General features: G+C 40.4%; 26 protein-coding genes, 1 pseudogene and 1 riboswitch. Of the genes and pseudogenes, 15 read left to right on the plus strand and 12 right to left on the minus strand.

What is annotated here, in order from left to right; genetic code table 11:
• Positions 1-181 precede the first annotated feature (181 nt).
• The 3 genes and pseudogenes from A374_RS21415 to A374_RS19435 form a co-directional block, all read right to left on the minus strand.
• Positions 182-443 (minus strand): annotated as a pseudogene (locus A374_RS21415) (transposase); the annotation flags it as partial.
• 42 nt (positions 444-485) lie between these two features.
• A complete protein-coding gene (locus A374_RS02370; RefSeq protein WP_007200575.1) occupies positions 486-695 on the minus strand; it encodes a hypothetical protein in 210 nt (69 codons plus the stop codon).
• A 35-nt stretch (positions 696-730) separates the two neighbouring features.
• Positions 731-1,462, minus strand: a complete 732-nt coding sequence (locus tag A374_RS19435) for a pentapeptide repeat-containing protein (protein ID WP_007200576.1) — start codon at positions 1,460-1,462, stop codon at positions 731-733.
• Between the two features lie 268 nt (positions 1,463-1,730).
• Between A374_RS19435 and A374_RS02380 the strand changes: the two genes are divergently transcribed.
• The 3 genes from A374_RS02380 (at position 1,731) to A374_RS02390 (ending at position 3,610) form a co-directional block, all read left to right on the plus strand.
• A complete protein-coding gene (locus tag A374_RS02380; RefSeq protein WP_007200577.1) occupies positions 1,731-2,000 on the plus strand; it encodes an NUDIX hydrolase in 270 nt (89 codons plus the stop codon).
• Positions 2,001-2,340: 340 nt separating this feature from the next.
• A complete protein-coding gene (locus A374_RS02385; RefSeq protein WP_007200578.1) occupies positions 2,341-2,802 on the plus strand; it encodes a YrvL family regulatory protein in 462 nt (153 codons plus the stop codon).
• Between the two features lie 46 nt (positions 2,803-2,848).
• On the plus strand, positions 2,849-3,610 hold the full coding sequence (locus A374_RS02390; RefSeq protein WP_007200579.1) for a Nif3-like dinuclear metal center hexameric protein: 762 nt from the start codon (positions 2,849-2,851) through the stop codon (positions 3,608-3,610).
• Positions 3,611-3,652: 42 nt separating this feature from the next.
• On the opposite strand, the gene A374_RS02395 is transcribed toward A374_RS02390, so the two are convergent.
• The 5 genes from A374_RS02395 to A374_RS02415 form a co-directional block, all read right to left on the minus strand.
• Entirely contained in the window at positions 3,653-4,231 is a 579-nt protein-coding gene (locus A374_RS02395; RefSeq protein ID WP_007200580.1) for a YdeI/OmpD-associated family protein, read from the minus strand.
• Between the two features lie 122 nt (positions 4,232-4,353).
• Positions 4,354-5,571 carry an NAD(P)/FAD-dependent oxidoreductase gene (locus tag A374_RS02400; protein ID WP_007200581.1) on the minus strand — a complete coding sequence of 406 codons (1,218 nt, stop codon included), beginning with the start codon at positions 5,569-5,571 and terminating at the stop codon, positions 4,354-4,356.
• A gap of 83 nt (positions 5,572-5,654) precedes the next feature.
• Positions 5,655-6,038, minus strand: coding sequence for a nucleoside 2-deoxyribosyltransferase (locus A374_RS02405; protein WP_007200582.1), 384 nt, complete (start codon positions 6,036-6,038; stop codon positions 5,655-5,657).
• A complete protein-coding gene (locus A374_RS02410; RefSeq protein ID WP_007200583.1) occupies positions 6,038-6,868 on the minus strand; it encodes a polysaccharide deacetylase family protein in 831 nt (276 codons plus the stop codon). Before A374_RS02410 ends, A374_RS02405 begins: the two co-directional genes overlap by 1 nt.
• Positions 6,869-6,957: 89 nt before the next feature.
• The gene (locus A374_RS02415; RefSeq protein ID WP_007200584.1) at positions 6,958-7,431 is read right to left on the minus strand and encodes a DUF6143 family protein; all 474 of its coding nucleotides are present in this window, start codon (positions 7,429-7,431) and stop codon (positions 6,958-6,960) included.
• Between the two features lie 147 nt (positions 7,432-7,578).
• On the opposite strand from A374_RS02415, the gene A374_RS02420 reads away from it, so the two are divergent.
• Complete coding sequence (locus A374_RS02420) at positions 7,579-9,045, plus strand: aldehyde dehydrogenase family protein (protein WP_007200585.1); 1,467 nt, start codon at positions 7,579-7,581, stop codon at positions 9,043-9,045.
• A 574-nt stretch (positions 9,046-9,619) separates the two neighbouring features.
• On the opposite strand, the gene A374_RS02425 is transcribed toward A374_RS02420, so the two are convergent.
• From A374_RS02425 to A374_RS02435, 3 genes are read right to left on the minus strand one after another with little or no spacing between them, the layout of a single operon-like run.
• The gene (locus A374_RS02425) at positions 9,620-9,919 is read right to left on the minus strand and encodes a putative quinol monooxygenase (RefSeq protein ID WP_007200586.1); all 300 of its coding nucleotides are present in this window, start codon (positions 9,917-9,919) and stop codon (positions 9,620-9,622) included.
• Between the two features lie 37 nt (positions 9,920-9,956).
• Entirely contained in the window at positions 9,957-10,592 is a 636-nt protein-coding gene (locus A374_RS02430; RefSeq protein ID WP_007200587.1) for a nitroreductase family protein, read from the minus strand.
• A gap of 43 nt (positions 10,593-10,635) precedes the next feature.
• On the minus strand, positions 10,636-11,028 hold the full coding sequence (locus A374_RS02435; protein WP_050979705.1) for a MarR family winged helix-turn-helix transcriptional regulator: 393 nt from the start codon (positions 11,026-11,028) through the stop codon (positions 10,636-10,638).
• Between the two features lie 209 nt (positions 11,029-11,237).
• On the opposite strand from A374_RS02435, the gene A374_RS02440 reads away from it, so the two are divergent.
• Positions 11,238-11,651, plus strand: a complete 414-nt coding sequence (locus A374_RS02440; RefSeq protein ID WP_007200589.1) for a DUF5391 family protein — start codon at positions 11,238-11,240, stop codon at positions 11,649-11,651.
• Positions 11,652-12,478: 827 nt separating this feature from the next.
• Here the strand turns inward: A374_RS02440 and A374_RS02445 are convergent.
• Positions 12,479-13,369, minus strand: a complete 891-nt coding sequence (locus A374_RS02445) for a TetR/AcrR family transcriptional regulator (protein WP_007200590.1) — start codon at positions 13,367-13,369, stop codon at positions 12,479-12,481.
• Between the two features lie 141 nt (positions 13,370-13,510).
• Between A374_RS02445 and A374_RS02450 the strand changes: the two genes are divergently transcribed.
• The 10 genes from A374_RS02450 (at position 13,511) to A374_RS02495 (ending at position 25,024) form a co-directional block, all read left to right on the plus strand.
• Positions 13,511-16,624: an efflux RND transporter permease subunit gene (locus tag A374_RS02450; RefSeq protein ID WP_007200591.1), complete on the plus strand. Its 3,114-nt coding sequence runs from the start codon at positions 13,511-13,513 to the stop codon at positions 16,622-16,624.
• A 423-nt stretch (positions 16,625-17,047) separates the two neighbouring features.
• Positions 17,048-17,266: a hypothetical protein gene (locus A374_RS02455; protein WP_007200592.1), complete on the plus strand. Its 219-nt coding sequence runs from the start codon at positions 17,048-17,050 to the stop codon at positions 17,264-17,266.
• Between the two features lie 274 nt (positions 17,267-17,540).
• Positions 17,541-17,646: riboswitch (purine riboswitch) on the plus strand.
• A 116-nt stretch (positions 17,647-17,762) separates the two neighbouring features.
• On the plus strand, positions 17,763-18,956 hold the full coding sequence (locus A374_RS02460) for a NupC/NupG family nucleoside CNT transporter (RefSeq protein ID WP_007200593.1): 1,194 nt from the start codon (positions 17,763-17,765) through the stop codon (positions 18,954-18,956).
• Between the two features lie 148 nt (positions 18,957-19,104).
• Positions 19,105-19,863, plus strand: a complete 759-nt coding sequence (locus A374_RS02465; RefSeq protein ID WP_007200594.1) for a DUF2087 domain-containing protein — start codon at positions 19,105-19,107, stop codon at positions 19,861-19,863.
• A 21-nt stretch (positions 19,864-19,884) separates the two neighbouring features.
• Positions 19,885-20,238: a GIY-YIG nuclease family protein gene (locus A374_RS20880; protein ID WP_007200595.1), complete on the plus strand. Its 354-nt coding sequence runs from the start codon at positions 19,885-19,887 to the stop codon at positions 20,236-20,238.
• Between the two features lie 214 nt (positions 20,239-20,452).
• Positions 20,453-21,055 (plus strand): DedA family protein, encoded by a 603-nt coding sequence (locus A374_RS02475; protein WP_007200596.1) that lies wholly within the window; start codon positions 20,453-20,455, stop codon positions 21,053-21,055.
• Between the two features lie 67 nt (positions 21,056-21,122).
• On the plus strand, positions 21,123-21,761 hold the full coding sequence (locus tag A374_RS02480; RefSeq protein ID WP_007200597.1) for a response regulator: 639 nt from the start codon (positions 21,123-21,125) through the stop codon (positions 21,759-21,761).
• 6 nt (positions 21,762-21,767) lie between these two features.
• On the plus strand, positions 21,768-22,871 hold the full coding sequence (locus A374_RS02485; RefSeq protein WP_040340249.1) for a sensor histidine kinase: 1,104 nt from the start codon (positions 21,768-21,770) through the stop codon (positions 22,869-22,871).
• A 106-nt stretch (positions 22,872-22,977) separates the two neighbouring features.
• Positions 22,978-23,913, plus strand: coding sequence for an ABC transporter ATP-binding protein (locus tag A374_RS02490; protein WP_007200599.1), 936 nt, complete (start codon positions 22,978-22,980; stop codon positions 23,911-23,913).
• Positions 23,914-23,929: 16 nt separating this feature from the next.
• Entirely contained in the window at positions 23,930-25,024 is a 1,095-nt protein-coding gene (locus tag A374_RS02495) for an ABC transporter permease (protein WP_007200600.1), read from the plus strand.

Genomic DNA, 25,024 nt, shown 5'->3' on the forward strand with positions numbered 1-25,024 from the left:
CTTTTGCCAACACCTTGATAAATTAGGGTTTTGGCATTTTTTCATTTTTTCGTTACATGAGTATAGATAGCCATTGTCGTTTTCACATTTTAATGGCCAAGTCTATTTAGTGATGCTTCAGATCAAAAGAAGAGAGCAATGTGTATGTCTTAGGCCATATGGTGTAAAAGATTAATGGCTACGGATTTTCAAGCAGCCCTTGCATGATTTTTTTATAGGATTTTGTCCATTTCTCGCAAAACGTTTCTAGCGCTTCTTTTGCCAGTTCATCACTGCAAGCTTGATGAATTGTTTTAAAATCCTCACAAATTTCGATCTTCCACACGAACTTTATGAGCAATGTTGCGCGCAATGAAAATAAACAATAAAACCTCTTTAACGTCACGTTCTTTGACTTTTTCCGGCAACTCTTTTCAGTTATAGGCGGATTCAGTTGGGGCAATCTAATACGTAATTATTTTGCCTTTGTAAAATAAATAACCTCTCTAGTAAATAGAGAAGTTTAAAGGTTTTCGTGTAAAGACCCCGAGTAATCGAGGAAGGACAGAATTAATATTTTTCAATAAAATAAAAATTCCTAATGATAGCAAGCTCACCACAAATCCTAAAATGGTTAAACCATTAGATAATGTAGATAACATAGATACCACCCCTTCCTGAATACCAGTCAAATCTAACTGTCCTCGTTTCTTCATTGACATTCACCTATAAAGGTTCCAGGGCAGGACAACTATAGTATACCATCTTTTCTATAATATTTTGACAAAAATTCCAAGTAACTAAAGTATGTAAACATTGTCTTATTAGAGGTCTTCTTGTTTTTTTCATACATTTTCTGAAAAGCATTACGCAATTCTTTTTCTGAAAAGTACATTAGAAGTAAGTATAGAATCCAATAGTTTATTTTCTTACCATTTGAATTCTTGGTAGTAAGCACATAATGTTTTTTTATTTTTGGTATTTCTATTAGCTTTTCAATGGATTGTAATAAGGTATCATCTATTTTTAAAGAGGGGGATCCTTTAAGAATATAAACACCTGGTTGATCTATAATTAAATTTTTAGCTTGATCGGTGTTCGTGTTTATGAAATAAACATTTTTAAAAGTAGCATTAGAGAAATCGGTATCTTTTATATTTGCTCCATAAAAGAGTACATTTTCGAAGTATACATTTATGAATTTACTTTTTTTAAGGTTAGTGTTTATAAAATCTACTCCATTTATTTTGCTGTTTCGAAAATTACAAGCCGTTATATTAGATGCAGTATACTTGATGTTTTTAAAAAAGGAATCAACAAAAATCAGATTATGAATATTGGTTTTATATAGATGTTTGTTAGTTCTTCCATCAAATTTTCGAGGTGAATTTGCTAAGGAGAATGGAACATGTTTACCTTTTTTAATTTTTTTAATTCTCTTCAGTTTTTGAATTGTTTTTTCTTTCTGTTTACCTCTACACATCTTTGTTCCCCCTATAATAAAAATAACTATTTTAAATATAGTATTTGGTATATAAAGGTTGTTGAATAGAACATTTCTTGATTGTTAGCTGGATGCACTTACAAATGTAGCTTATTTAAGAACGTATATGCAATATGATTTTTTTAATATTTCTAAAAGAATTGTAATATACAATCAGTAACAATTACTGTAAAATTTTAGAGTGTCGTCTATCCGTTAATTACATAAGCTTTAACTTGGTAAAAAAATAATCATAAGGAGTTTTACAATGGAAAAGTGGGACCTATATGATCAATATCGTCATAAAATCGAAAAACAAATAACCCGTGGAGAGACGCTAGCACCAGATGAATTTCGTTTAGTTGTTCACGTATGTATTTTTAATAGCAAAGGAGAGATGCTCATTCAACAGCGGCAGCCTTTTAAGCAAGGATGGTCGAATCTTTGGGATCTTACGTGTGGAGGCAGTGCGGTAATGGGCTTCGAAAGAGGAAATCATAAATCTCATACAACAAGAGAAGTTTATCCCGTATTATGAGAGTTTAATTGCGTTTCTTTTTGAGAGCCGTCATCAGTATGGCACTCACCGTCGTTAAAGATTGTTATACTCTCAAAGATTAATTTGATGAGGGGAGACAAACATACTGTTACTGCAAAAAGCACGGCAGATGGCAGCAATCTATCGGCAAAATCCTAACATAAAAGCCATCTTGTTAGCAGGTTCGGTTTCAAGAAACTAGAAAGATGAACACTACGATATCGAATGACATATATTTTGGTCAACACCACAAGAAGATGAAGGTCGTCACCGTCCGATCCAACACGTTGGAGGGACGATTTATAGCAAATCGTAAGGTGAGTAAAAGGGAGGTGCCTACATGAAAAAGGGGATTGAAATTACAATTGTCGTAACACTTATTGGTCTTTTGCTTGCAATCTTTTCTTTTGCCGAGTTTATTTTTCTAAATTTGTTTGGATTGCAGTATGAATCAGTAGGTGCGCTTCTGTTGTTTCTGTTTGTTGGCTTTCTCATTGATGTGCCTTTATCGCTTCTTATAGCGTCCATTCCACGCGTATTGAAAGCGTTTGGTATGCTGAAATCGAGCAACAGGAGTGTCGCTTTTATTTTACATTTAGGAAGTGCGTGGATTTTAATTGGGCTTCTAGATTTAATGATGGATGGTGTGAGCATTTCAGTAGGCGGAGCTTTCTTGGTTGCTTTAGTCGGTGCAATGATTGATTGGCTCTTTAACGGTAAAGACGATCAGAAGTTTACGTATCAAACGTACGAAGAAATAAAGAAACAGCGTGAATTGAAAAAAAGCGGAGAGGATCACTAAATAGCAGTTATGTACATACGGTAAGAAGATTGTGAGGGATCTGACTATGAATCTGCAACAATTTCAACAAAGTATTTCAACTCTTTTTCCACAACAACTCCTTGAAGACTTTACAGGGGATTATGGTTTTACGAGTAAAAAAAATGACTGCATTTCTACGATCGGTTATTGCACGAACCTATCATTAGAAGTAATGGAGCAAGCAGCTGCGAATAACGTTGATTTACTCATCACACATCATGATGCATGGGATTTTCTGTACGGATTGCAAGAAGCTTGTGTTGCGAAGTTAGAAGCGTATAACATAAGTCATTTTTGGATTCATGGCCCGCTAGATATGATTGAGTTTGGTACGTGTACGTCGCTTATGAATGAACTTGGCCTGTCAGTTGTTCGTTATTCAACGTACGATGATGATACGGAATTTCCTGGCATTGGCGAATTTCATCTCCCGGTTTCGTTTGAACAGCTTGCAGGGAAGATGAGCAGCACTTTAGCTGAACCCGTTCGAGCTTGGAAAAACAATGAAAAACAGGTGAAAAAGGTTGGAATTTTAACAGGGGCGGGGCATGCGTCGCAGCATTTGAAAATGGCCTATGAGCAAGGCTGTGATACATATATTACAGGCGAAGTAACTTTGTATACCATTCAATATGCGCAATTTCTCGGTATGAATTTGCTCGTAGGTAGTCATACGTTTACGGAGTTTTTCGGAGTGAAAAGTCTTTGTGAACAGCTTGAAAATGAACATCCTGCGCTACGTTTCGTTCCGTTAAAAGAGTCTCATTTTGAGCTGCAAAATGCGTAATACAAAAGCAATCGCTGCAAAAGAGAGCGATTGCTTTTTGTATTATTCCCGCAGCCCTTTGCCTGCTAAAATCGCTTCTATTGCTTTTTCGATTCGACTTTGGCGGGTTTTGCTTTGTTTTGGTTGTGAAAAGTGAAGGATATAGGCGCGCTGTCTTCCCGGTGTGAGTGCTTTGAAGGCGTGTTCGAATGCTGGTGTAGCGGAAAAAGCAGCTACTAGTTCTGGTAGCGAGAGGTCGACGGTAGTGTTTTTTGGCAGGGTCTTCTTTTCTTGTTCAATCACGATTGCTTCGTGAAGATAGGCTGTAATGATGGCTGCTTTGTTCTCAATGTCTTGTAGATTCGTAAACCGCAACTGCCGAGCGCTTTGCACGTTTTCTGTTTGTTGGATGAGGAGGTTGTGCGGATCGCTCATGAGGGCGCCTTTATGAAACAAAAGAGCGATATAATCTTTAAAGTCATGAATTAATACGACGTTACGATTGTGTAGCGTATAGCATGGATGCTTCCATTTCATCGTTTCGTGAAGATCGCTACACAGTATGATTTGTCGCAGTGCTTCATACTCTTTTTGCCAGTGCTGTACATTGCTAATAAATTGGTCGACGGTTGTAACTGACATCCAAATCCCCCTCGATTTCAATAGAGCCGTGGTTAATCATAGTGTGCCTTATACGTGATGTTATGTCAAAAATTTCATCATAAAAAAAATCCGAACAGTGCTGTACTGCTCGGAAGAAGTCGTTAGCTATGCTTGGCGTAGTTTCGATTCAAATCAATGCACGCTAAATCATGTCGAGGCTGACCGAGCAGTTCGTCTCGTAAAAGGGTGGCACCAATCATGCTATAAACCGTTCCATTGCCACCATAGCCAAATAAATAGTATAAATGCGGTTTGTCAGGATGGCGACCGATGAACGGCAGGTTATCAACAGATTCACCGAAGCTTGCTCCCCAAGCATAATCAATGGTAAGGGAGAGGGAAGGGAAGAGACGTTGCAGCTCTTCTACGATGCGTTTGCCGCGATCGGCAATCCACGCTTCATCATGAGGTGCTTCAGGCGAATCTTCATCTAGTCCGCCAGCGATAATGCGGTGATCAACCGTCGTACGCATATAAAAGTACGGTCGTTTCGTTTCCCAAATCATCGCGCGGTCTTCCCATTGCGATAAGTCGGCAATCGGTGCTGTCGCAATGGCATAGGAACGATTAATATCAGAACCAACGTAGCTTTGCATCGGATTTGAATCATAGCCGGTAGCATAAACGACAGAGGAGGCATAAAAAGAGCCAATGCTTGTCGTTAACTCGACGCCCTGAGAAGAAGATTCCGTTTGCAGCGCTTCAACGCCTTCAAAAAGATGCACACCTTCTTGTGCAAGCTTATAAAAAATACCGTGAACGAATCGATACGGATTCACTTCTGCATCACCATACGTCACAAGAGCAGCGGGTTTCGTAAACGGCATATGCTTAGCGACGTCATTCGCATCCCAGTAATCCGCAGCGAATCCGTACTGTCGTAACGTTTCATATTCCTTTTGCACTTTAGCGACGTGGGAATCATCACTAGCATAACAAATGCTTTTACGCATAATAAAATGAGGATCAATTGGAAGCGTGCGGGCCACGTCATGTAATTGTTGGACCGCTTGCTGACATTCTCGATAAAAGTTCACCGCGTCTTGTTCCCCGATTTGAGCAATCAGTTCATGCAACATAATATCGTTGGCATACTGAAGCAGCCCGGTATTTGCCGAAGAACTACCATGTGCCATTGCTCGCTTATCGATGACGGCGACTGTCATCCCTTCTTTTGCTAGCGTATAGGCTGTTAGCGCCCCAGACATGCCGCCACCGACAACGATGACGTCATAGTGTGGGGCAATTTTTGCTGTGTTCGTTGCTACAGGCGTATCAAGTGTTGTTGGCCAATACAATGATCCATTGTGTAATTTCATCTTTTCAACCTCGTCTCCGGAAAATAATTATCCTTCTCTACCCAACTAATGGCGAAAACGAAACAAGAAAATGATAGAAATCGTTAGTTCTGTATGATTTTATGCACAAGATCGGTGAAAGTGCCATGAATGATGTGAACATTTTGTATGTAATAAAAGGTGGTAAGCTTTTCATGAAAGGAAGCTTCATCCGCTTCGTAAAGGTACACCGTTTTTCCTTCTGCGAGTGCGATGCCAAGTTCAACATGTGTACCATTGCCTCCAGGTAAAAGAACAACTAAAAAATCAGCTTGTTTTACGCCTTGAAGCTCAGCTTCTCCAATGGCGCGAAGAGCGTCTGCGGTTGTCGCTCGTTCGTTGACCGTCCAATCGTACGTATGCTCAAAACCGTGTGCTTCTAGCTGTGCTTTTAACTGTTGCACGAGCGCTTTATTTTGAAATCCTGAGGCAATATAGAAGGACGGCATTACTGATCGCCTTTTAGCATACCTGCAAACGCAGCTTCAGACATGCCAGGTGAAATTCGCACGCGTGGCAACGTCTGCATGCCATCTTTTTTCATAGCGATTCCTGGGTGAGTCGTAACAGCCATTTTATACCCGGTTGCCTGCGCGAGCGCAACGGTTTGGTCGGTATAGCGTCCAACTGGGTAGCTTAGCATAATCGTTTGTTGATGCATGAGTTTGTTAAAAAGTCGCTTTGAGCGAATCATTTCGTTTTTTTGACGCGCTGGTGCTAACGTATTCAGCTCTTGATGCGCCATCGTGTGACTTTGGATCGAAATGTTAGCGTCCGCCATTTGTTGAAGTTGTTGCTTCGTTAAATGATGATGCTTGCCGATTAAGTCGCCAATCATAAAGACAGTTGCTTTCATGTGGTAGCGTTTTAAGATAGGAAGCGCATCTGTAAAATTATCGCCGTAGCCATCATCAAACGTAATGAGAACTGCTTTTTTCTTTGGTTTCTTATTTTCCGTAAAAACGCGATACGCTTCTTCAGGTGATAACGTCGCATAGTCATGCGCATGCAGCCACTTCATTTGTTTGGCAAATTCCGCTTTTGGAACGCGTAAAGTATTGCCGCTTGAAATGCTGTGATACATTAAAATAGGCAGCTTCGCAGGTCCGTTCGTTGCTTGCCATGACGACGTGTCGATGGTTTTCTTAGCCGGTTCTTTTTTCTGATCGTGAATAGGCGTTGGCTTGGTCACTTTTTGTGAGTGTTGATCTTCTTGGCTGCTACAGCCTGCAAGAACAGAAGTAAGCACAAGGCCGCTAACGATTGTTTGTTTCCACATGATATTCCCTCTCTTTCTTCTTTCATTATAGCGTCCACTGTAAAAAACGCACGAAAAAACAACCGAGGAAAACCCACGGTTGCTTCACGTTACGCAATTTTCACTTCACGCCAAATATAGAATGTCGCACCTTGACTGCATGGCGTGCCGTCTAGGATGGTGTAGAGAAGCCAGCGGTTCGTTCCAGGAGGAAGTATTACAGTGTTGCCTAGTTGTACGCGTAGCGTTTGATACGGACTAACAGGCTCTGTGTCGATAACGACACCGCCTTCTAATGAAATGTTCGTTCCGTACAAAATTTTACTTTTAGGCTGCACTTTGCCGTATAAATTCATATTGCCTGGAACATAACGATCGGACTGATACAACTGCCCTTCTGGTTTGCCAAAACTGCCAGCACTTGCACTTAAAGCGGCTCCTGATAAATTATTTAATGTGACGGTTTGATAATAGACCATGACGCCAGAGTTTTTAGGATTATAGAGAACCGTGTATAAATTCCCGTTTTTATCAAACATGACAGGCTGTGTCGAGCCGATGAAGGAAATTCCTTGCTCTTGCATGCGCATTCTCCCTTTTTTAATAAATAGTCACTTTATCTTATGCAATCGATTGAAAAGCCGTTTCTAGGAAAGGAAAGAATCGCCAGTTAGACAAGCGTTCAAACGGGGTATACTTCAAAAGAATTTATACAAGGGAGTGCTTATAGTATGAATATAGATTTTTCAAAACAATTTATTAATGGTGAATGGGTAAAGGGTTCAAGCTCCAAAACGATGCAAAATTTTAACCCTTACTCTGGTGAGGAGCTCGTTACATTTACGGCAGGCTCAAAAGAAGATATTGATGAGGCGTACCAAGCGGCAGCACGCGCGCAATTGGAGTGGCAAAAAGAGTTGCCACAAAAGAAACGAGCTGTTTTAGAAAAAGCCATCATTGTAATGGAAGAAAATAAAGAAACCATTATTAATTGGATCATCAATGAATCAGGAAGCACGTTTAAAAAAGCAAGCTCCGAATTTGGGAACGCGCTGAATATTATCCGTGAAGCAGCTACGTTTCCATATCGCATGGATGGTAAAATTTCACCTTCACAAACCCCAGGTAAAGAAAACCGTGTGTATCGCAATCCACTCGGTGTCATTGGCATTATCTCGCCATGGAACTTTCCTTTTCATTTAACGATTCGTTCCATTGCCCCTGCGCTTGCTACAGGAAATGCTGTTGTTGTGAAACCAGCTACGGACACACCGGTTACAGGCGGATTAATTTTTGCAAGTATTTTTGAAGCAGCTGGATTGCCAAAAGGACTTTTAAACGTTGTGGCTGGCCGAGGCTCTGAAATTGGCGATGCGGTTGTTACACATCCGGTTCCGCGCTTAATTTCTTTTACAGGCTCAACAGAAGTCGGTCAACACATTGGTGAGTTAGCGGGTCGCGAATTGAAAAAAGCAGCGTTAGAACTTGGCGGAAACAATGTCTTTATCGCGCGTGAAGATGCGGACATTGAACAAGCTGTACAATCAGCGCTCTTCGGAAAATTTTATCATCAAGGCCAAATTTGCATGAGCATTAATCGTTTATTCGTTCATGAGAAAATTTATGATGAGTTTGCGAAACGCTATAGCGAAGAAGTTGAAAAGCTAGTGTATGGCAATCCGCAAGAGAAAACAACGCACGTTGGACCACTGATTAATGAAGACCAAGTTAAGCGCCTATTAAAAGATTTGGAAGACTCCATTGCACAAGGAGCAACGCTTGCTGTTGGTGGAAAAGCGGACGGTAATGTTCTTCAGCCAACCGTGTTAACGCACGTTACGAACGACATGCCGATTGCAGCCAATGAAATTTTCGGCCCAGTCGCAGCGCTGATCCCATTCCGAAATGAAGATGAAGTGGTGGAGATGGCAAACCACTATCCATACGGCTTAAGTGGAGCAGTTCATTCTACGAATATCGAAGCAGCGACACAGCTTGCTCATCGCATTCATACGGGTATGATTCATGTTAATGATCAACCAGTAAATGACGAGCCGCACATGCCATTTGGTGGCGAAAAGCATTCAGGTCTTGGTCGCTTTAATGGCGATTGGGTACTAGAAGAGTTCACAACCGTTAAATGGTTATCTGTTCAACATACGCCACGCGATTATAGTGGCTTTCTAGAAAATAAATAAGGTAGATGAAAATCTGAGCGATGCGTGTATAGGCATTGCTCAGATTTTTTTATTTACATCGTAAGGTCGAGAGTGTGGGAAGTGAGGATAGGTGCATTCGCGCGCAGAAGGTGGTGATTCGCGCGCAAAGGCCTAAAAATCAAGTTTAGGTGGTGTCGATCAAGTAGCTAGAGCACAATTTACATATAAAAGAGGCGGAATTACATAGAAAAAGCAATCAATTTACAGAAAAAAGGTCAAATGAAAAGGAGAAATGCGATCGTATGCAAGATGGGCGCTCGCAAAAGAGTTCCTGATTCACGCGCAAAGGTCCTATATTACGAAAAATCCACAAACGCTCAACCAGTATTTATTAACATAAAATGGTTATTATCCTTAAAAATGGACAATAAGTGATATTACTTATAATGTAGAGGGAATAGGGGGGAATGATCAATGTTGAAATCAGTTTTGGCCATATTAGTAACGATTGTCCTCGTTCTAACGGCCCTTGGAGTTCTCGGCTTTTTCGCCGAATCTAACTAACTAATGAAAAAAAGAGGGAGCGACAGCATCTGTCGTTCCCTCTTTAATATTAGCTGAGTTTAGCTTCTTCGCCAGCAAATACTTTTAATTCAAGTGGTGCTGAAAAGAATTCTTTGGCGTTCGTTACGAACTGTACGAAGTGATCGCTTTTTTCGTGAAGTGCTACAGCTTCAGCGTCGCGCCATACTTCAACCATCATAAAGGCATTTTCGTTCTCTGTGTCTTGAAAAAGGCTGTAAGAAACATTGCCTTCTTCTTTTCGAGAACCTGCAATCATAACGTTTACTTTTTCTAAATACTCTTCTTTAAATTCTGGTTTAACAAAGCTTTTTGCATGAATGATTAACATAAATGTTCATCGTCCTTTCTAGTGTATGGTCTAAAGCTTAACGCCATTGAGCAACTTTTTCAAGTGGAAGGCGTACAGAGTTATAGCCTGTTGTCGCTGCTTTACCAATTGAAATTAACATAACAGGTACATAACGGTTTTTATCCATACCGAATGCTTCCGCGATTTGATCTTTTTCATAGCCGCCGATTGGGCATGTATCATAACCATGAGCACGAGCTGCAAGCATGAATTGCATGGAAACAAGTCCACCATCGATGAGTACTGTTTCGCGGTTAACGGTTGGATCTAGTGTTGCAAAGTGCGATTGTAGTTTACCCATTTGCATATCTTTAATTTCTTGTGGCATGTAGCCAAGTTCTACAGCTTTGCTATAAATTTCTTCACCATATTCGAAGTTGTTTAAGTCACCGAATACGGCAATCATTGCAGAAGATGTTTCTACTTGAGATTGGTTGAATTTTGCAAGTGGTGCAAGTGTTGCTTTTCCTTCTGGGCTATCGATGACAAGAAAACGCCAAGGTTGCATGTTAACAGAAGATGGTGCTAATGTCGCTTCTTCAAGAATTTCTGTCATTTCTTCTTTGCTGATTTTTACCGTTGGATCGTAATGACGAATAGAACGGCGTCCTGAGATAATTTCTTGAAAATCGTTTACTTTTGTTGTATTCATGATGTGAAATCTCCTTTTTTGTATATTAATGGTGCCAACACATTTATCCTTCGATGCGATTTGCATTATCACGTATACGATGAAGCATTGCTAATAAAGTAGGTAGCTCTTCATCTGAAAACCCTTGAAGTAAGTTTGTAACGAACGTATCGCGCTCTCTCCGATAAGCGTCCATTTCGTCAATTCCCTGCTCCGTTAAGGTAACAAGTGTGACGCGATGGTCTTCTGGATTTTTGCGCCGAACGACTTTCTCTTGCGCTTCTAGCTGCTTTAAGTGACGCGTGATGGCGGCAGAATCAATATTTGCCTCTTTTTGAAGAGCAGATTGACTAATTTCGCCATGATCATAAAGCAGATGAAGAAGCTGCAGTCGAGAGGCACTCATACCCGTGCATCGTTCAAACTTTGGGCTAATTAAATGATGAAGCTCTCGCATGAGCTGGACGATGTGTGTTTTTTTTAAGCAAGTAGAATCCGACACGGTTATCGCCTCATTCTTTTCATTGACACCTCAATGATTGATACATCAACTAATATAATAGAATTAAATTTAAAAATCAAGAGAAGAGAACCTTCCTTTTCTTGGATGAAATGAATTATAATCAAAAAGTATAGAGATAAAAGTAAAAAGGGGCGGAACGTGAATTGTTTGGACAACAGCAGAAATTAGTTAGAATCACTGTTCTATCAGCATTATTATTTATAGGATCGTTTCTAGTCGTATCTATTTCACCATTACATGGCGTTATACCGCAAACGACAAAGCTTGGAAGTAACTTGATGTGGCTAACGCTAATTGTTGTGATTCTGCTTTATGTCATTCCCACACTTTGCTATTTTAAAGAAATAAAGCATACGATTGTTGTCCTTGCCTTCCTTTGTGCAGGGGGTTTTATTTGTCATGTATCGATGGGCGTAGTGGCTGTTAATACGCTTCTACTAAAGGGAATGTACTCTTCACTCCTACTGGCGGTTTCGATTGTTAGTTTATTGGCAGCCGGAGTGAACGTATGGTGGTTTAAAATTGCCTTTTATCATTCTTTCGCTGTAAAGCAGTAATGCGACCGTATTATTCTGAAAATTTTAGAACGAATTTCATAAAGAGCTCTTCCGGCAAGAAAGTCCATCATAACGCAAGCTTAATCCTCATTTATAGGTGAAACTAGCACGTTGTAGGACAATGCACCAAGGTTGCTGCAGGGATTTCTCGAATGATGAGGTAAGCTTATAGAACAAGGAACAAATGTTAGATGCATTATTCCGGAAGCCAATACCATTTTGGAATGAATGTTACGAGGACGCAGTAAAGCTGGTCCGTTTTTTGCCAACAAACCAAATGAGAATTTAGTTCATTATGTCGAACAAGGCCTGATTGAAGAGGATTTGTGTACTGGATTTATGATGTGTTCCAGGGCGAATTAGTCTCTAACAAGGTTGTGATATGACGTGCGTGGATTTATCAAAGCAAAGCAACGCGCTCAAGAAGAATACGAGTAAAATACATTTATTCTCAGCTGTATTTTATAACAAACGTTCCTAGAAGAATTGTGTGCTTTCTTCATTTAGCACCTCATCGCCGTCTTTCTTATATCGACTTCGTACAGCGAGTTTTAAAGCAAAAAGGAAAATTTTTTTAGAAGGTGGAGCGACGCTTAGCGATTAAGAGGTGTATGAAGAAGGCAGTCTACAAGGTAGACTAGGCTATTCAGAAGAAAAACGTCGAGCTGTTTTTTCGTTTTTATGTCCGTTAGAAATGCGTCCTATGAACGTAATAGACGCCACACAGCCGACATTTGGGGTATCGGGTTTTATTGTGGGTTGTTTGCGAACGAAGCGTAGTTCGCCGGGTGACTGCCAGAATGATGGTAGTCACCCGTTTTTTTTTTTTACAACAGCTCAATACCTAGGGTCTTCGCTAACTCTTTACGATGAGAATCAAGCGCTTTAACAGCTTTTAATGTCGCTAACATGCCTTGAAAAATCAAAACGTTTGGCTCTTTTTTTTCACTTTCAGCTAAAAGAACGTTTACGACGCTTTGTAGTTCTTGTCGACGAGCAGGTGGTAATGGGAGTGCATGTAGGATGTCTCTCATTTCATGTAGTTTGCTAACGACCTGATTCATGACTGAACGTTCATGTTCATAATGCAAAGTAGAAAAGAGGTGGTCAAGCTCATCGACTGCCACTAATGTTTCGATTGCTTTCTGTTTCATGTTTGCAAATAAACAATCCATACTATGTAAGACGAAATCAGCAAGGTCTTCTGGAGTTAGTAGCGATTCATCGAAAATAAAAATGCGTAAATACGAATTTTGTAAGCCTTGAAAGGAAAGAATTAAATCGCCTACATACGGTTGTGCTTCGTCTCCATAGAGTGCGAGTAAATGTTTTTTTAACCAGCGCATGGAGCGATATTGCATTTCAAGCATGACTTTACGATGTTCTTCATTATGAAGCGCATGCTGTTCTTGAAAATACATCATAATAAATTGTTTATTTTTCGTGATGAGTTCGTAAAGAGCAATCATTTGATTGCGCAACGTTTGCGCTGGTGAGGCTGGTTTTTCGGCTATTTCTTGAAATTGTGTTGCAATTTTTGCTGAAAAATACGTAATTAGCGATGAGATTAATTCTTCCTTCGATGAGAAATAATTGTAAAAAGCCCCTTTCGACATGCCAGCATGCTGCACGATTTCTTGAATAGATGTAGCATGAAAGCCTTTTGAAGCAAAAAGTGTCGCGGCAGCTTCCATTAATTCTTTTTGTTTTGGTTTCATGAACGGTGGTCCCCCCTTAATCATGGCAAAAGAGATAAGTCTTGCATGATTGGAAATGCTACTTTATATTATGTATTATGACCAATGAGTCGTAAATTATCAATATCCGACCGGTCGGTCAGATATGAAAAGGAGATTTGTATGAGCGGAATTATTCGATTTTGTTTAAAAAACAAATTTGCGGTCTGGCTGCTAACGATCTTAGTTGTCTTTTCGGGATTGTATGCAGGTTTGAATATGAAGCTAGAAACGCTACCGAATATTAATACCCCCATTGTATCTGTTTCAGCAGCTTATCCAGGGGCAACCCCTCAAGAAGTTGCAGATTCGGTGACGATTCCTCTTGAAAATAAAGTGAAAAATTTAGCGGGCGTAAAATCAGTTCGTTCCTCCTCTTTTCAAAATGTAGCCTCTCTCCAAATTGAATACAATTTTAGTAAGGATATGGAGAAAGCGAAAGATGAAGTGAAGGAAGCGTTAGCGGACATTGAACTGCCAAAAGACGTGAAAACGCCAAAAGTAACGCGCCAAACGTTAAATGATTTTCCAATCTTATCATTGAGCGTTTCCAATTCTAAGCAAAGCTTACAGGCGTTAAGTAAAACAGTAGAAGATGACCTCATTCCGTCATTAGAAGAAGTAGATGGCGTGGCGGCTGTACAAGCAGCTGGTCAAAGCGCAGATGAAGTTCAGCTGTCCTTTAAAAAGACAGCGTTGCAGCGCTACAATTTAACAGAACAAAAAGTAAAAGACTATGTAAAAGCGAGCAGCAGTTCCGTGCCACTTGGCTTGTATTCAATCGACAAAAAAGAAAAATCGATTGTGATTGATGGAAACAAGAAAACGCTCCAAGCATTGCGTGATCTTAAAATTCCATACACACCAACCCAACAGCAGCAAGCAGCCACCCCTGCGCCCTCAAGTGCACCACCAGCAGCTCAAGCAGCCGTTACCGTACCAACTGTTGCTTTAAAAGAGGTTGCTGACCTTAAAGTGGTAGGGATTACAAAGTCCATTGCACATACGAACGGTCGCCAATCGATCGGTCTACAAATTACGAAAGCGTCGGATGCAAATACGGTTAATGTCGCAGACGCAGTAACGAAAAAGCTGACGCAATTAAAAAAAGAACACGATGGATTAAAAACCGTCACTGTGTTTGATCAAGCAACACCGATTAAAGATTCTGTTTCTACCATGGTGAATAAAGCGCTAATTGGTGGCGTTTTTGCGGTTCTCATTATTTTACTGTTTCTCCGCAATTTCCGCTCAACCATTATTGCGGTTATTTCCATTCCGTTATCGTTATTAATCGCGATCTTAGTGCTCAAACAAATGGATATTTCCTTAAATATTATGACACTAGGTGCGATGACGGTCGCGATCGGCCGGGTCGTAGACGACTCGATTGTTGTCATTGAAAACATTTACCGCCGAATGGCCTTGCGCGGTGAATCGCTAAAAGGAAAAGCGTTAATTACAGCGGCAACACATGAAATGTTTATTCCGATTATGTCGTCTACGATTGTTACGATTGCCGTCTTTTTACCACTTGGCTTTGTTAGTGGCCCGGTTGGAGAGCTCTTTTTACCGTTTGCTCTAACGATTGTGTTTGCACTCGTCGCATCCCTGATCGTTGCGATTACGCTTGTGCCAGCCTTTGCCCATTCGTTATTTAAAAAAGGCTTAAAAGAAAAACACGTCACCCAACCACAAGGTGAAGCAAAACGTGGCGCCTTTACTCGTAGCTATCGACGCCTTTTAAATTGGTCGCTTCAACATAAGCTTTTATCGTTTGGCTTTGCGATTGTACTGCTTGTTGCCAGTTTATTTCTCGTCCCATTAATTGGCGTTAGCTTTTTACCGAATGACAATCAAAAGATGGTCATCGCGACGTATAGTCCAGAGCCTGGGCAAACGCGTAAGGACATCGAACAGCAAGCGAGCAAGGCAGAGCGTATGTTGCTTGATCGCAAACATGTCCAAACGATTCAATACTCGGTTGGTAGCGAAAACCCAATGAATCCTGGCAACTCCAATCAAGCATTGTTCTTTTTAAAGTATGATAGTGATACGCCGAATTTTGAAAACGAACAAAAACGTGTCATTGACGCTCTAAAGAAAACAACGAGTAAAGGTGCGTGGAAAACACAAGATTTCGGAGCAACAGGTGGAAGTAGTAAGCTTGAAATTCAAGTGTACGGAAATAAGAAAAGTGAGATCGAACCAGTCGCAAAAGACATCGAGCGTATCATGAAGCGCAATCACTCGCTGCGTAACGTCGATTCCTCACTTTCAAAAGCGTATGATGAATATACGCTGCAAATGAATCAAAAGAAATTAAGTGATCTCGGTCTTTCCGCTGGTCAAATTGGCATGGAGTTTGCGGGCGGTGGAGACGATGGCGCGCTTACAACTATTAAAAAGAACGGAAAAGACATTGATGTTGTCGTTAAGCGTAAGAAAAAAGCGTATGATGATATTGCTGATTTTACAAAAGAAAAAGTCCAAACACCAACAGGACAAAGTATCTCTTTAGATCAAGTAGCGACTGTCAAAAAAGGTAAAACAGCGAATACGATTACACGGAAAGATGACAAAATTTACGCTAGTGTTTCCGGCGATGTGATCGGAAAAGATGTGAGCGCCGTCTCGTCTGCGCTGCAAAAGAAAGTAGATGCGCTGCACGTAAAGAGTGGCACGTCTGTGAAAATGGGCGGTGTAACAGAAGACATTAATGATTCCTTTAGTCAGCTCGGACTGGCGATGCTAGCGGCTATTTGTATTGTTTACTTTGTACTTGTCGTCACTTTTGGTGGCGCGCTTGCACCATTTGCTATATTATTCTCCCTACCGTTTACGGTCATTGGAGGACTCGTAGCTCTCTATATTGCGGATGAAAGCTTAAGTATTTCCGCAATGATTGGTGCTTTAATGCTGATCGGAATCGTTGTGACGAATGCCATCGTTCTCGTCGATCGTGTCATTCATAAAGAAAATGAAGGCTATACAACACGTGAAGCGTTGTTAGAAGCGGGAACGGTGCGCTTACGTCCTATCCTAATGACGGCGCTCGCGACAATTGGTGCCTTGATCCCGCTAGCTCTCGGCTATGAAGGCGGCGGCCTTATTTCTAAAGGTCTCGGCGTGACTGTCATCGGCGGATTAACGAGCTCCACCTTGTTGACACTCATCATCGTTCCAGTCGTTTATGAATTTTTAAGCAGATGGCGCCGTAAGAAAATAGAAGAATAAGCGCGTAAGAAGAAGACAAGAAGCAAATTGTCTTCTTCTTTTTTTCTGTTATTAGTAGCATCCCTTAAAACGATAGCAAGGGGGGCGCACTATCCAAATACGCCCAAAATATGGAGGACTGATGGGAACGAATGAAGAGGTAGTAGCGTGTCTGCAGTTAATTACTCACGGAAAAAGAACGTATCCACTCATTTTACTTTTGTGGCATAGTGAAGTAGCTCATCTCGTCGAAGCATAGTAAGCTGCAAGCACTGATTACTGTAAGGAAATAAGCGGTTTGATAGCACACGCTGGGTGGAATATTCTTCAATATACGAAGAAACGTTACAAATTTTTCCTTAGGGGCAATGTTTATGAACAGAGAGCATGTTGAGTCTTTAAAAAAAAAGAGCCAAGCAACGAGAAAATAAACGAATTTTCGTATTGTTTATCGTAGTTATTGGAATTGGTGTTTTTTATTGGCCGTCGTTTTCTGGAACGCTGATTACGATTGGTAGATTCTGTGTAGGCACTCTTCTTGTTGGCTTAATGATCGATGGTGTAGTGAATAAAAAAGGATATGAGGCTAGAGGTAAAGAAAGAAATGTTTATATGGTACTAATGTTTGCAGGTTTGTTTCTCGGTATGATGAGTTTGGACTAGGTGAAAAGGGATTGAGGAGAGATGCATGTGAGCGCATCTCTTTTATGGTGTTGTAGCTGAATAATTTATTTCAAAATAGAGTTTCTTTATCAAGCATTGACTACTTCTGATAGAGAGTAGTAGTTAGTTCCTTTTAACTATTTGGTTAGAGATGAGAATAAAAGCAAAGCGTTTGCCAAACCCTATTCGGAGAACACTAGTCTAAAAAATCTTTGAAATTAAAATTTTTACAAAGAAGCATTGTAAAAAAGACATAGGTATATTAAAATGACTTTTATCCTATAAAAAAATTCCTTGTATAAGATCAGTAAAAAGATCGGTCTGATTGTCTCTACCTGGCGGCCGAAAATTGCCAGACTACAGGGAAGTGTGTTGTACATACGCAGCTCTTGTTTGTAAGCTCTTACGTATTCACGCTTTTCTGTCACAGAGATGAAAGCGGTTTACTAAAGGGCTTTTTTCAATGGAGAAAAACACATCAGGGGTGTACAACAACATGTATTTTGTAATGAATTTGTTAGGTGTTCTTGTGGTAATGGGGGTTATCTTTCTCATTTCACCAAACCGTCGCGGCATAAAGTGGAAGCCGATTGCCGTTCTTCTTGTTACTGAAGTTATTATTACTTGGTTTATGTTAGGTACGACTGTCGGAATGGCCATTATTAATAAAATGGCGGCATTCTTTACATGGTTAATATCGTGTGCAAACGCTGGAACCGCTTTCGTCTTTTCATCATCAATGGCTAATAAGCAAGTAGACTTTTTTTTCAGTGCTTTGTTGCCAATTATTTTCATTGTGACATTTTTTGATATATTAACTTATTTTGGAATATTAACATGGTTGATTAATAAAATTGGTTGGGTTATTTCTAAAATTTCTGGATTACCGAAACTTGAAAGCTTTTTTGCAATCCAAATGATGTTCTTAGGAAACACAGAAGCATTAGCAGTCATTCGTGATCAGCTGCTTGTGTTGAAAAAGCATCGCTTACTCACGTTTGGATTGATGAGTATGTCCAGTATTAGTGGATCAATTATTGGTGCTTACTTAACAATGGTACCCGCAACCTATGTTTTTGCGGCGATTCCACTCAACTGTTTAAATGCCCTATTAATTGCAAGCATGTTACATCCAGTGGACGTAACGAAAGAAGATGATGTGGTTTACGTACCACCAAAGGAAGACAAAAAAGACTTCTTCTCTACGATCTCTAACAGTATGCTCGTTGGAATTCGAATGGTTATCGTAATTGTAGCAATGGTGATTGGTTATGTTGCCTTAACGACGTGTCTTAACGGAATTTTAGGATTCATTTATTCAGGTTTAACAATTGAGAAAATCTTCTCCTTTATTTTTAGTCCATTTGCTTACTTATTTGGACTACCAGCAGCGGACGCGCAATATGTGGCGAAGCTCATGGGAATTAAACTAGCAACGAATGAATTTGTAGCGATGATGGACTTAAAAACACATCTACATTCGCTCGCTCCACATACAGTGGCAGTCGTTACAACATTCCTGTCTTCGTTTGCGAACTTCTCGACAGCAGGTATGATTTATGGAACGTACAATTCAATTTTAGGCGATGAAAAATCGGCGATTATCGGAAAAAATGTTTGGAAACTTCTCGTAAGTGGGATGGCTGTTTCACTTATGAGTGCGATGATTGTTGGTCTCTTCGTTTGGTAAAATGAAAGAGTAAGCCCACATGATGTGGGCTTTTTTTTTGCGTTTTTTTACAAATGGCGATTATATCCAGAAATAGGTTGACATTAATACAGACAAAATAATATATTGTTAGTAAATAAGCAAACGTAATTGAAAGGTGTTTGGTAAAGTGGATGTTAATGAAGAGTTTTGGAACTGTGATTTAGAAGATTTAAAACGTGGATATGTTGAGAAACAAGAGCTTTATCTTTGTGTATTGTGCGGTCATACCGTAGAAAAAGGGTTAATCTATCCTGAACAAGAGCTGCTTCTAGAAGCAGAAAAGTATATGAAATACCATATTACGAAAGAACATACATCCGTTTTTCATCACCTCATTAGTTATAACAAAAAACTAACAGGTCTTACGGATACACAAAGCCAAATGTTGCGTTATTTTTATGAAGGAAAAAGTGATGAGGAGATTAAGACAGAAATGGGTGCGGGAAGTACGTCAACCATTCGTAATCATCGTTTTGTATTAAAAGAAAAGGAGCGCCAAGCTCGAATGGCTGTAACCCTTTTTGATCTCTTAAAAGAAAAAGATCACCATGCGCCCTCTGTTCTTGTTCCCCACCAGACGGCTACGATGGTGGATGAACGTTATAACGTTACCAAGGAGGAAAGCCACAAAATGCTTAAGAAATATTTTGATGAAGAAACCAATAAGCTAAAGTATTTTCCTGCTAAAGAAAAGCAAAAGTTAGTCGTATTGCGAGAGATTGCTACCCTATTTACACCGAAACAACAGTATAGCGAAAAAGAGGTAAATGAAATCATTAAGCGCATTTATGATGATTTCGTAACGTTGCGTCGCTACTTGATTGCCTATGGCTTTTTAGATCGAAAAAAAGATGGTAGTAGCTATTGGGTGAAGTCAACCAGTTAATAAGAAAAAGGAGATGGGGTTATGGATCCAAAAAAAGAACGAAAGCAGCTGTTTAAGGAAATGGAAGTAGAGCGCGGCGTTTATACCATAAAAAACAAGCAAAATGGTAAGGTGCTCGTCGTGGCAACACGGAACTTTAAAACGATGAATGGCAAAAGATTTGAGCTGGAAAATGGCTCAAGTACGCATAAAGACTTGCAACATGATTGGCAAACGTATGGTAAAGAAGCATTTGCGTTTGATATTTGTGAAAAGCTACCAAACAACACAGATGCTGCTTTTAATGAAAAAAAAGCATTGCGCGCGCTAGAAGAAAAGTGGCTAGAAAAGCTGCAGCCGTATGGAGAGCGGGGGTATCATAAAGCGTTGGAGTAAGCAGCAGAGAGTGAATAGTAAACAACAGTCAAAACATAATGGACACGTCACTGCTTCTTTTGAAGATCGTCTTTTGAATCGCTAATATAAGGTTTACAAGAAATGAACAATAGTCACTTGAAGTAGCGTCCTCATAAGTGCCGCCTGAGGTTTGAAACCTTATGCGGCTTTTTTCGTACAGAGAGAGTAAGTAGGTATGAGGAGGCTTCTCTGTATGAAAGCGTGGCTATTAGAACAAATCGAGCAGTATGGATATGGCAGTATTTTTCTGTTTATGCTTTTAGAAAATATCTTCCCGCCAATTCCTTCCGAAGTAATTTTAACAGTGGGTGGGATGTTGACAAAAGTATCAACACTTCACATTGGCATCGTAATTCTCGTTGCGACAGCAGGCTCACTGGCAGGTGCTGTTCTATTATATAGAATTGGAATGCTTGTTTCGAAAGAACATTTTCTGAGGTGGATTGCTAAGTATGGCAAGTATGTACGTCTAACGCAAAATGATATGGAGCGAGCCTTTGCGGCTTTTCACAAGTATGGCTATTGGGCTATCTTTATTGGACGCCTACTTCCGCTCATTCGTAGTCTCATCTCGTTACCAGCAGGTATGACGCGTATGCCTTTTCTAAAATTCATCGTATTTACTACCATAGGTACATTGCTTTGGAATAGCGTGCTGATTTCGTTAGGTGCCTTGTTTGGCATCCATTGGGAACGAATCCTACATATGATGGAAACGTATTCGTTGTTTCTCTATGGAATGATGTTGCTCTTGGCTGTGTGGTGGGTCATCAAGCGTTTTAAGAAAAAAGCATAACCTCCATGGAGAAAAAGGAATTTGCAATCTCTGGGAGGAATGTAATGATAGCAAAGGAGAGGTGACTATGAAAATATCTGTCATGATTGCTGATGATAATTCCTTTATTACAGAAGGAATGAAAATTATATTAAGTAGCTATGGCTATTTTGATGTGGTTGCAACGGTGGAGGACGGACAAGCAGCTGTAGCGTACTGTAAACAGCATCCGGTTGATATCGCCCTGTTAGATGTGCGAATGCCGATTATGAATGGAGTGGAGGCAGCAAGACTGTTAACACAAGAAACGAACACAAAACCGATTATTTTAACGACGTTTGATGATGATGAGTACATCGTTGATGCCATTCGAAATGGTGCGAAAGGCTATCTATTAAAAAATACGGATCCGGAGCGCATTTGTGACGCGATTCGCAGCGTTCATCTCGGCAATACGGTTATGCAAGATGTCGTGTTAGACAAGGTGAAATCTAGCTTACAGCCTCAAAAACAAGCGGCGGGTACACCAATTGATATCAAGCTATTTACCGAGCGGGAGCGAGATATTATGGCGCTTATTGCGAAAGGCTATTCTAATAAAGCGATCGCTGGTCAATTATTCATCTCCGAAGGAACGGTGGCCAATTATATTACGTCAATCCTCTCAAAAACAAATTTAGAGCATCGGACACAGATTGCCATTTATTATTTAACAGGATCTCTTTAATAGCTCATGGAAAAATGGGTATTGTTTGTAAAAGGAATATTGCTATTTTATATCGCTGGTAATTACGTGCAAACAGAGGAGGTTCATTACTCCTGGGTTATGGTTTCTTTTTTTGTATATATCGCCTTAAATGTTGCACTGTATTTAGTCGGAAGGTTAAGTCGAATGTTCTTACTACTAGGCTCCATAATCCTTATTGTTGTAGGAAGTATACATGGCTATGCCTTACTGCTCTTGTTGTTACCGTTCTCAGTGTGTGAAGTATTCGATGGAAAAGCACCACATGTGATTGTGCTTCTCGTTGTTTCGCTGCTTCCTTTGTTTTTTTTCGATATAGAGCCTTTCCTATACAGTGCGAGTGCGGCTGGTAGTTGTCTTCTTTGGAAAATGAATACGACGTACTATTGCAAGCTAGTTGCAAACGAACAACAGCTTGATCAGCTGCGGTCCCATGTTCAACGGTTAAACGTGCAAGTGCATGAAAATGAAGAAGATCGTAAGCAATCGCAGTATATGAGTCGATTAGAGGAGCGCAATCGAATTTCGCAAGGCATTCATGATCATATTGGCCATTCCATGACAGGCGCCCTTATTCAAATGGAAGCGGCGAAGACATTAATGATGGTTGATCAGCACAAAGCGAAAGAACTGCTAGATAACGCGATTACAATTTCAAAAGAGGGCATTGAGGATATTCGTCTGACGTTAAAAAACATGAAACCGCCGATTGAACAGCTTGGTGTGCAGCGGTTAAAACAGAAACTAGACGCATTTACAAGAAACACGCATATTAAAACATCGTTCGTATTTAGTGGAAACTTAGACGTGATTTCGGCGTTGCAATGGAAAGTGATTAGTGAAAATGTAACCGAGGCGCTCACCAATGCGCTGAAATACGGCAATGTCACAGAGATTGCCGTTTCTATCACTGTCTACAATAAACTTATTAAAGTAGTGGTGAAAGATAATGGGGTAGGCGCTACGAAACTCATTAAAGGCTTAGGAATTGTCGGCATGGAAGAGCGAGCGGCTTTGCTACATGGTACGGTGATTATCGATGGCAGTGATGGTTTTTCGGTTACCTTATTACTACCTCATGAACGCTCATAAAAAAATCATGAAGTTTTTCATATGAAAAGAGTGAAGGAATGCACTGCCATTTCCTCGCTCTTTTTCATTATACTGTAACTATAATCAAACCATGAGGTGAGAGACGATGAACGTATTAGAATTAAAAAATGTAACGAAAAAATTTGGCGACTTTATCGCTGTAGATCAAATGAATTTGTTCATAAAGGAAGGCGAGATCTTTGGCTTTCTTGGCTCCAATGGGGCAGGGAAAAGCACGACGATTAACTTGATTTCTTCCTTACTACGCTTAAGTGCAGGCGACATTTATTTATTAGGAAAAAATATAGCACAGCACCGTCGTTTTGCAAAAATGAATATCGGTATTGTACCACAAGACATAGCCATTTATGAGGAACTATCAGCCTATGAAAATGTGCGTTTCTTTGCAGGCTTATACGGTTTGCGAGGAACAGAATTAAAGAAGCATAGCGAGGAAGCATTAGTCTTTGTTGGTTTAGGAGATAAAATGAATGCGCTGCCGAAAACCTTTTCTGGAGGCATGAAGCGGCGTTTGAATATTGCCTGTGCAATTGCCCATCGTCCGAAGCTTATCATTATGGATGAGCCAACGGTTGGTATCGATCCACAGTCGCGTAAATACATTTTACAATCGGTCCGCCAGTTAAATGAAATGGGCTGTACGATTATTTATACGACGCATTACATGGAAGAAGTTGAAGAGATTTGTAGCCGTATTGCGATTGTTGATCATGGCAAAATCATTGCAGAAGGAACGAAAGAGCAACTAACGAATATCATTACCGATACGAAAGAAGTATGGATTGAAGTGAAGGCAATCGGTTCTTTTGATGCAGAGGTAGTGAAGCAAATGAAAGGTGTAAACAGCGTCCGGGTGGAAGAGCACGTCGTGCAAATCATATCACAGGCCGAAGTGACGAATTTACATGAAATTCTTCATTATATGATCAGTCAGTCGTTAGAAATCGTTTCGTTAAAAGAGCAAGCACCCAACTTGGAAAGTGTGTTTCTCACATTAACAGGACGCAATTTACGAGATTAAGAGTGGAGGTTAAGAGATGAACATTATTACGATTAGTAAGCAAACCATGCTTCTCTTACTCCGCGAGCCTAAAAGTTTTTTATTCATGCTCGCGTTTCCTCTTGTCATGATGTTAATTTTAGGCTCGGCGTTAGGAAGTGCCTTTAATGAGAAAGTGGATATTGGAACGCTACGAGTCGGCTACCACGTGGAAGGCTCCCCACAAGTAAAGGCTGCGTTTACCCAATTTATGAAAGCAACAGTACAAGACGTACGTTATCAAGAGGTGACTACGACAGCTAAAGGGAAAAACGATGTAAAGCTTGGCAACCGTGACGGTTACGTGGAAGTGAACGATCAGGGCGTCCACTACTATAAAAGTGAGCAGACTACGATTCAAAGCTCCGTGATTGAAGGCATGCTTGCCGCCTTTGCTGATCGTTATCATTTGGCAAAAGAGATTGGTTTATCAGGAGTGAAAGATGAAGTTGCTAATGTAGTCAGTGAAGAATCGCTCACCGCTAAGAAAGCGCCTCGCTCAATGGATTATTATGGCGTCGTAGTAACGACGATGATTACGTTATATAGTGCGATTGGCGCTTCGTTTCTTCTGCGTGGTGAACGAACGCGTAACACAGCGATTCGTTTAGGGGTAGCGCCGATTTCAAAAGGAGAAATCTTTTTAGGAAAGATCATTGGAAGTGTTCTCATGAATAGCGGTATTATTGCTGTTCTCATGATAGTAGGTTCGCTGCTGTTTCATGTGAATTGGGGTGAGCATCTTGGCTATGTGATTCTTGTGCTACTCTCACAAATCGTTTTCGCCGTAAGCGTTGGCGTTGGCGTTAGCTATGTTGTGGCAACAGGGGAAGGAGCGCGGAGTTTACTGCTGATTCTCATCCAAGTGGCGTCGTTTTTTGGTGGCGCGTACTTCAAAATCGATCACCCAGAAGGCTTTATGAATATCCTCGTTCATTTATCGCCGCTTCAATGGGCAAATTCTGCAATCTTATCGGTTATTTATAATGATCAGCTGTCCGCCATTCTTCCTGTGATCAGCTTGAACATAGGTTTAGCGGCACTTTTTCTAACGTTTTCAGCAGTAACGTTTCGAAAACGGGAGGGTTTTTAA

Source organism: Fictibacillus macauensis ZFHKF-1 (genome assembly GCF_000269865.1).
GTDB lineage: Bacteria > Bacillota > Bacilli > Bacillales > Fictibacillaceae > Fictibacillus_C > Fictibacillus_C macauensis.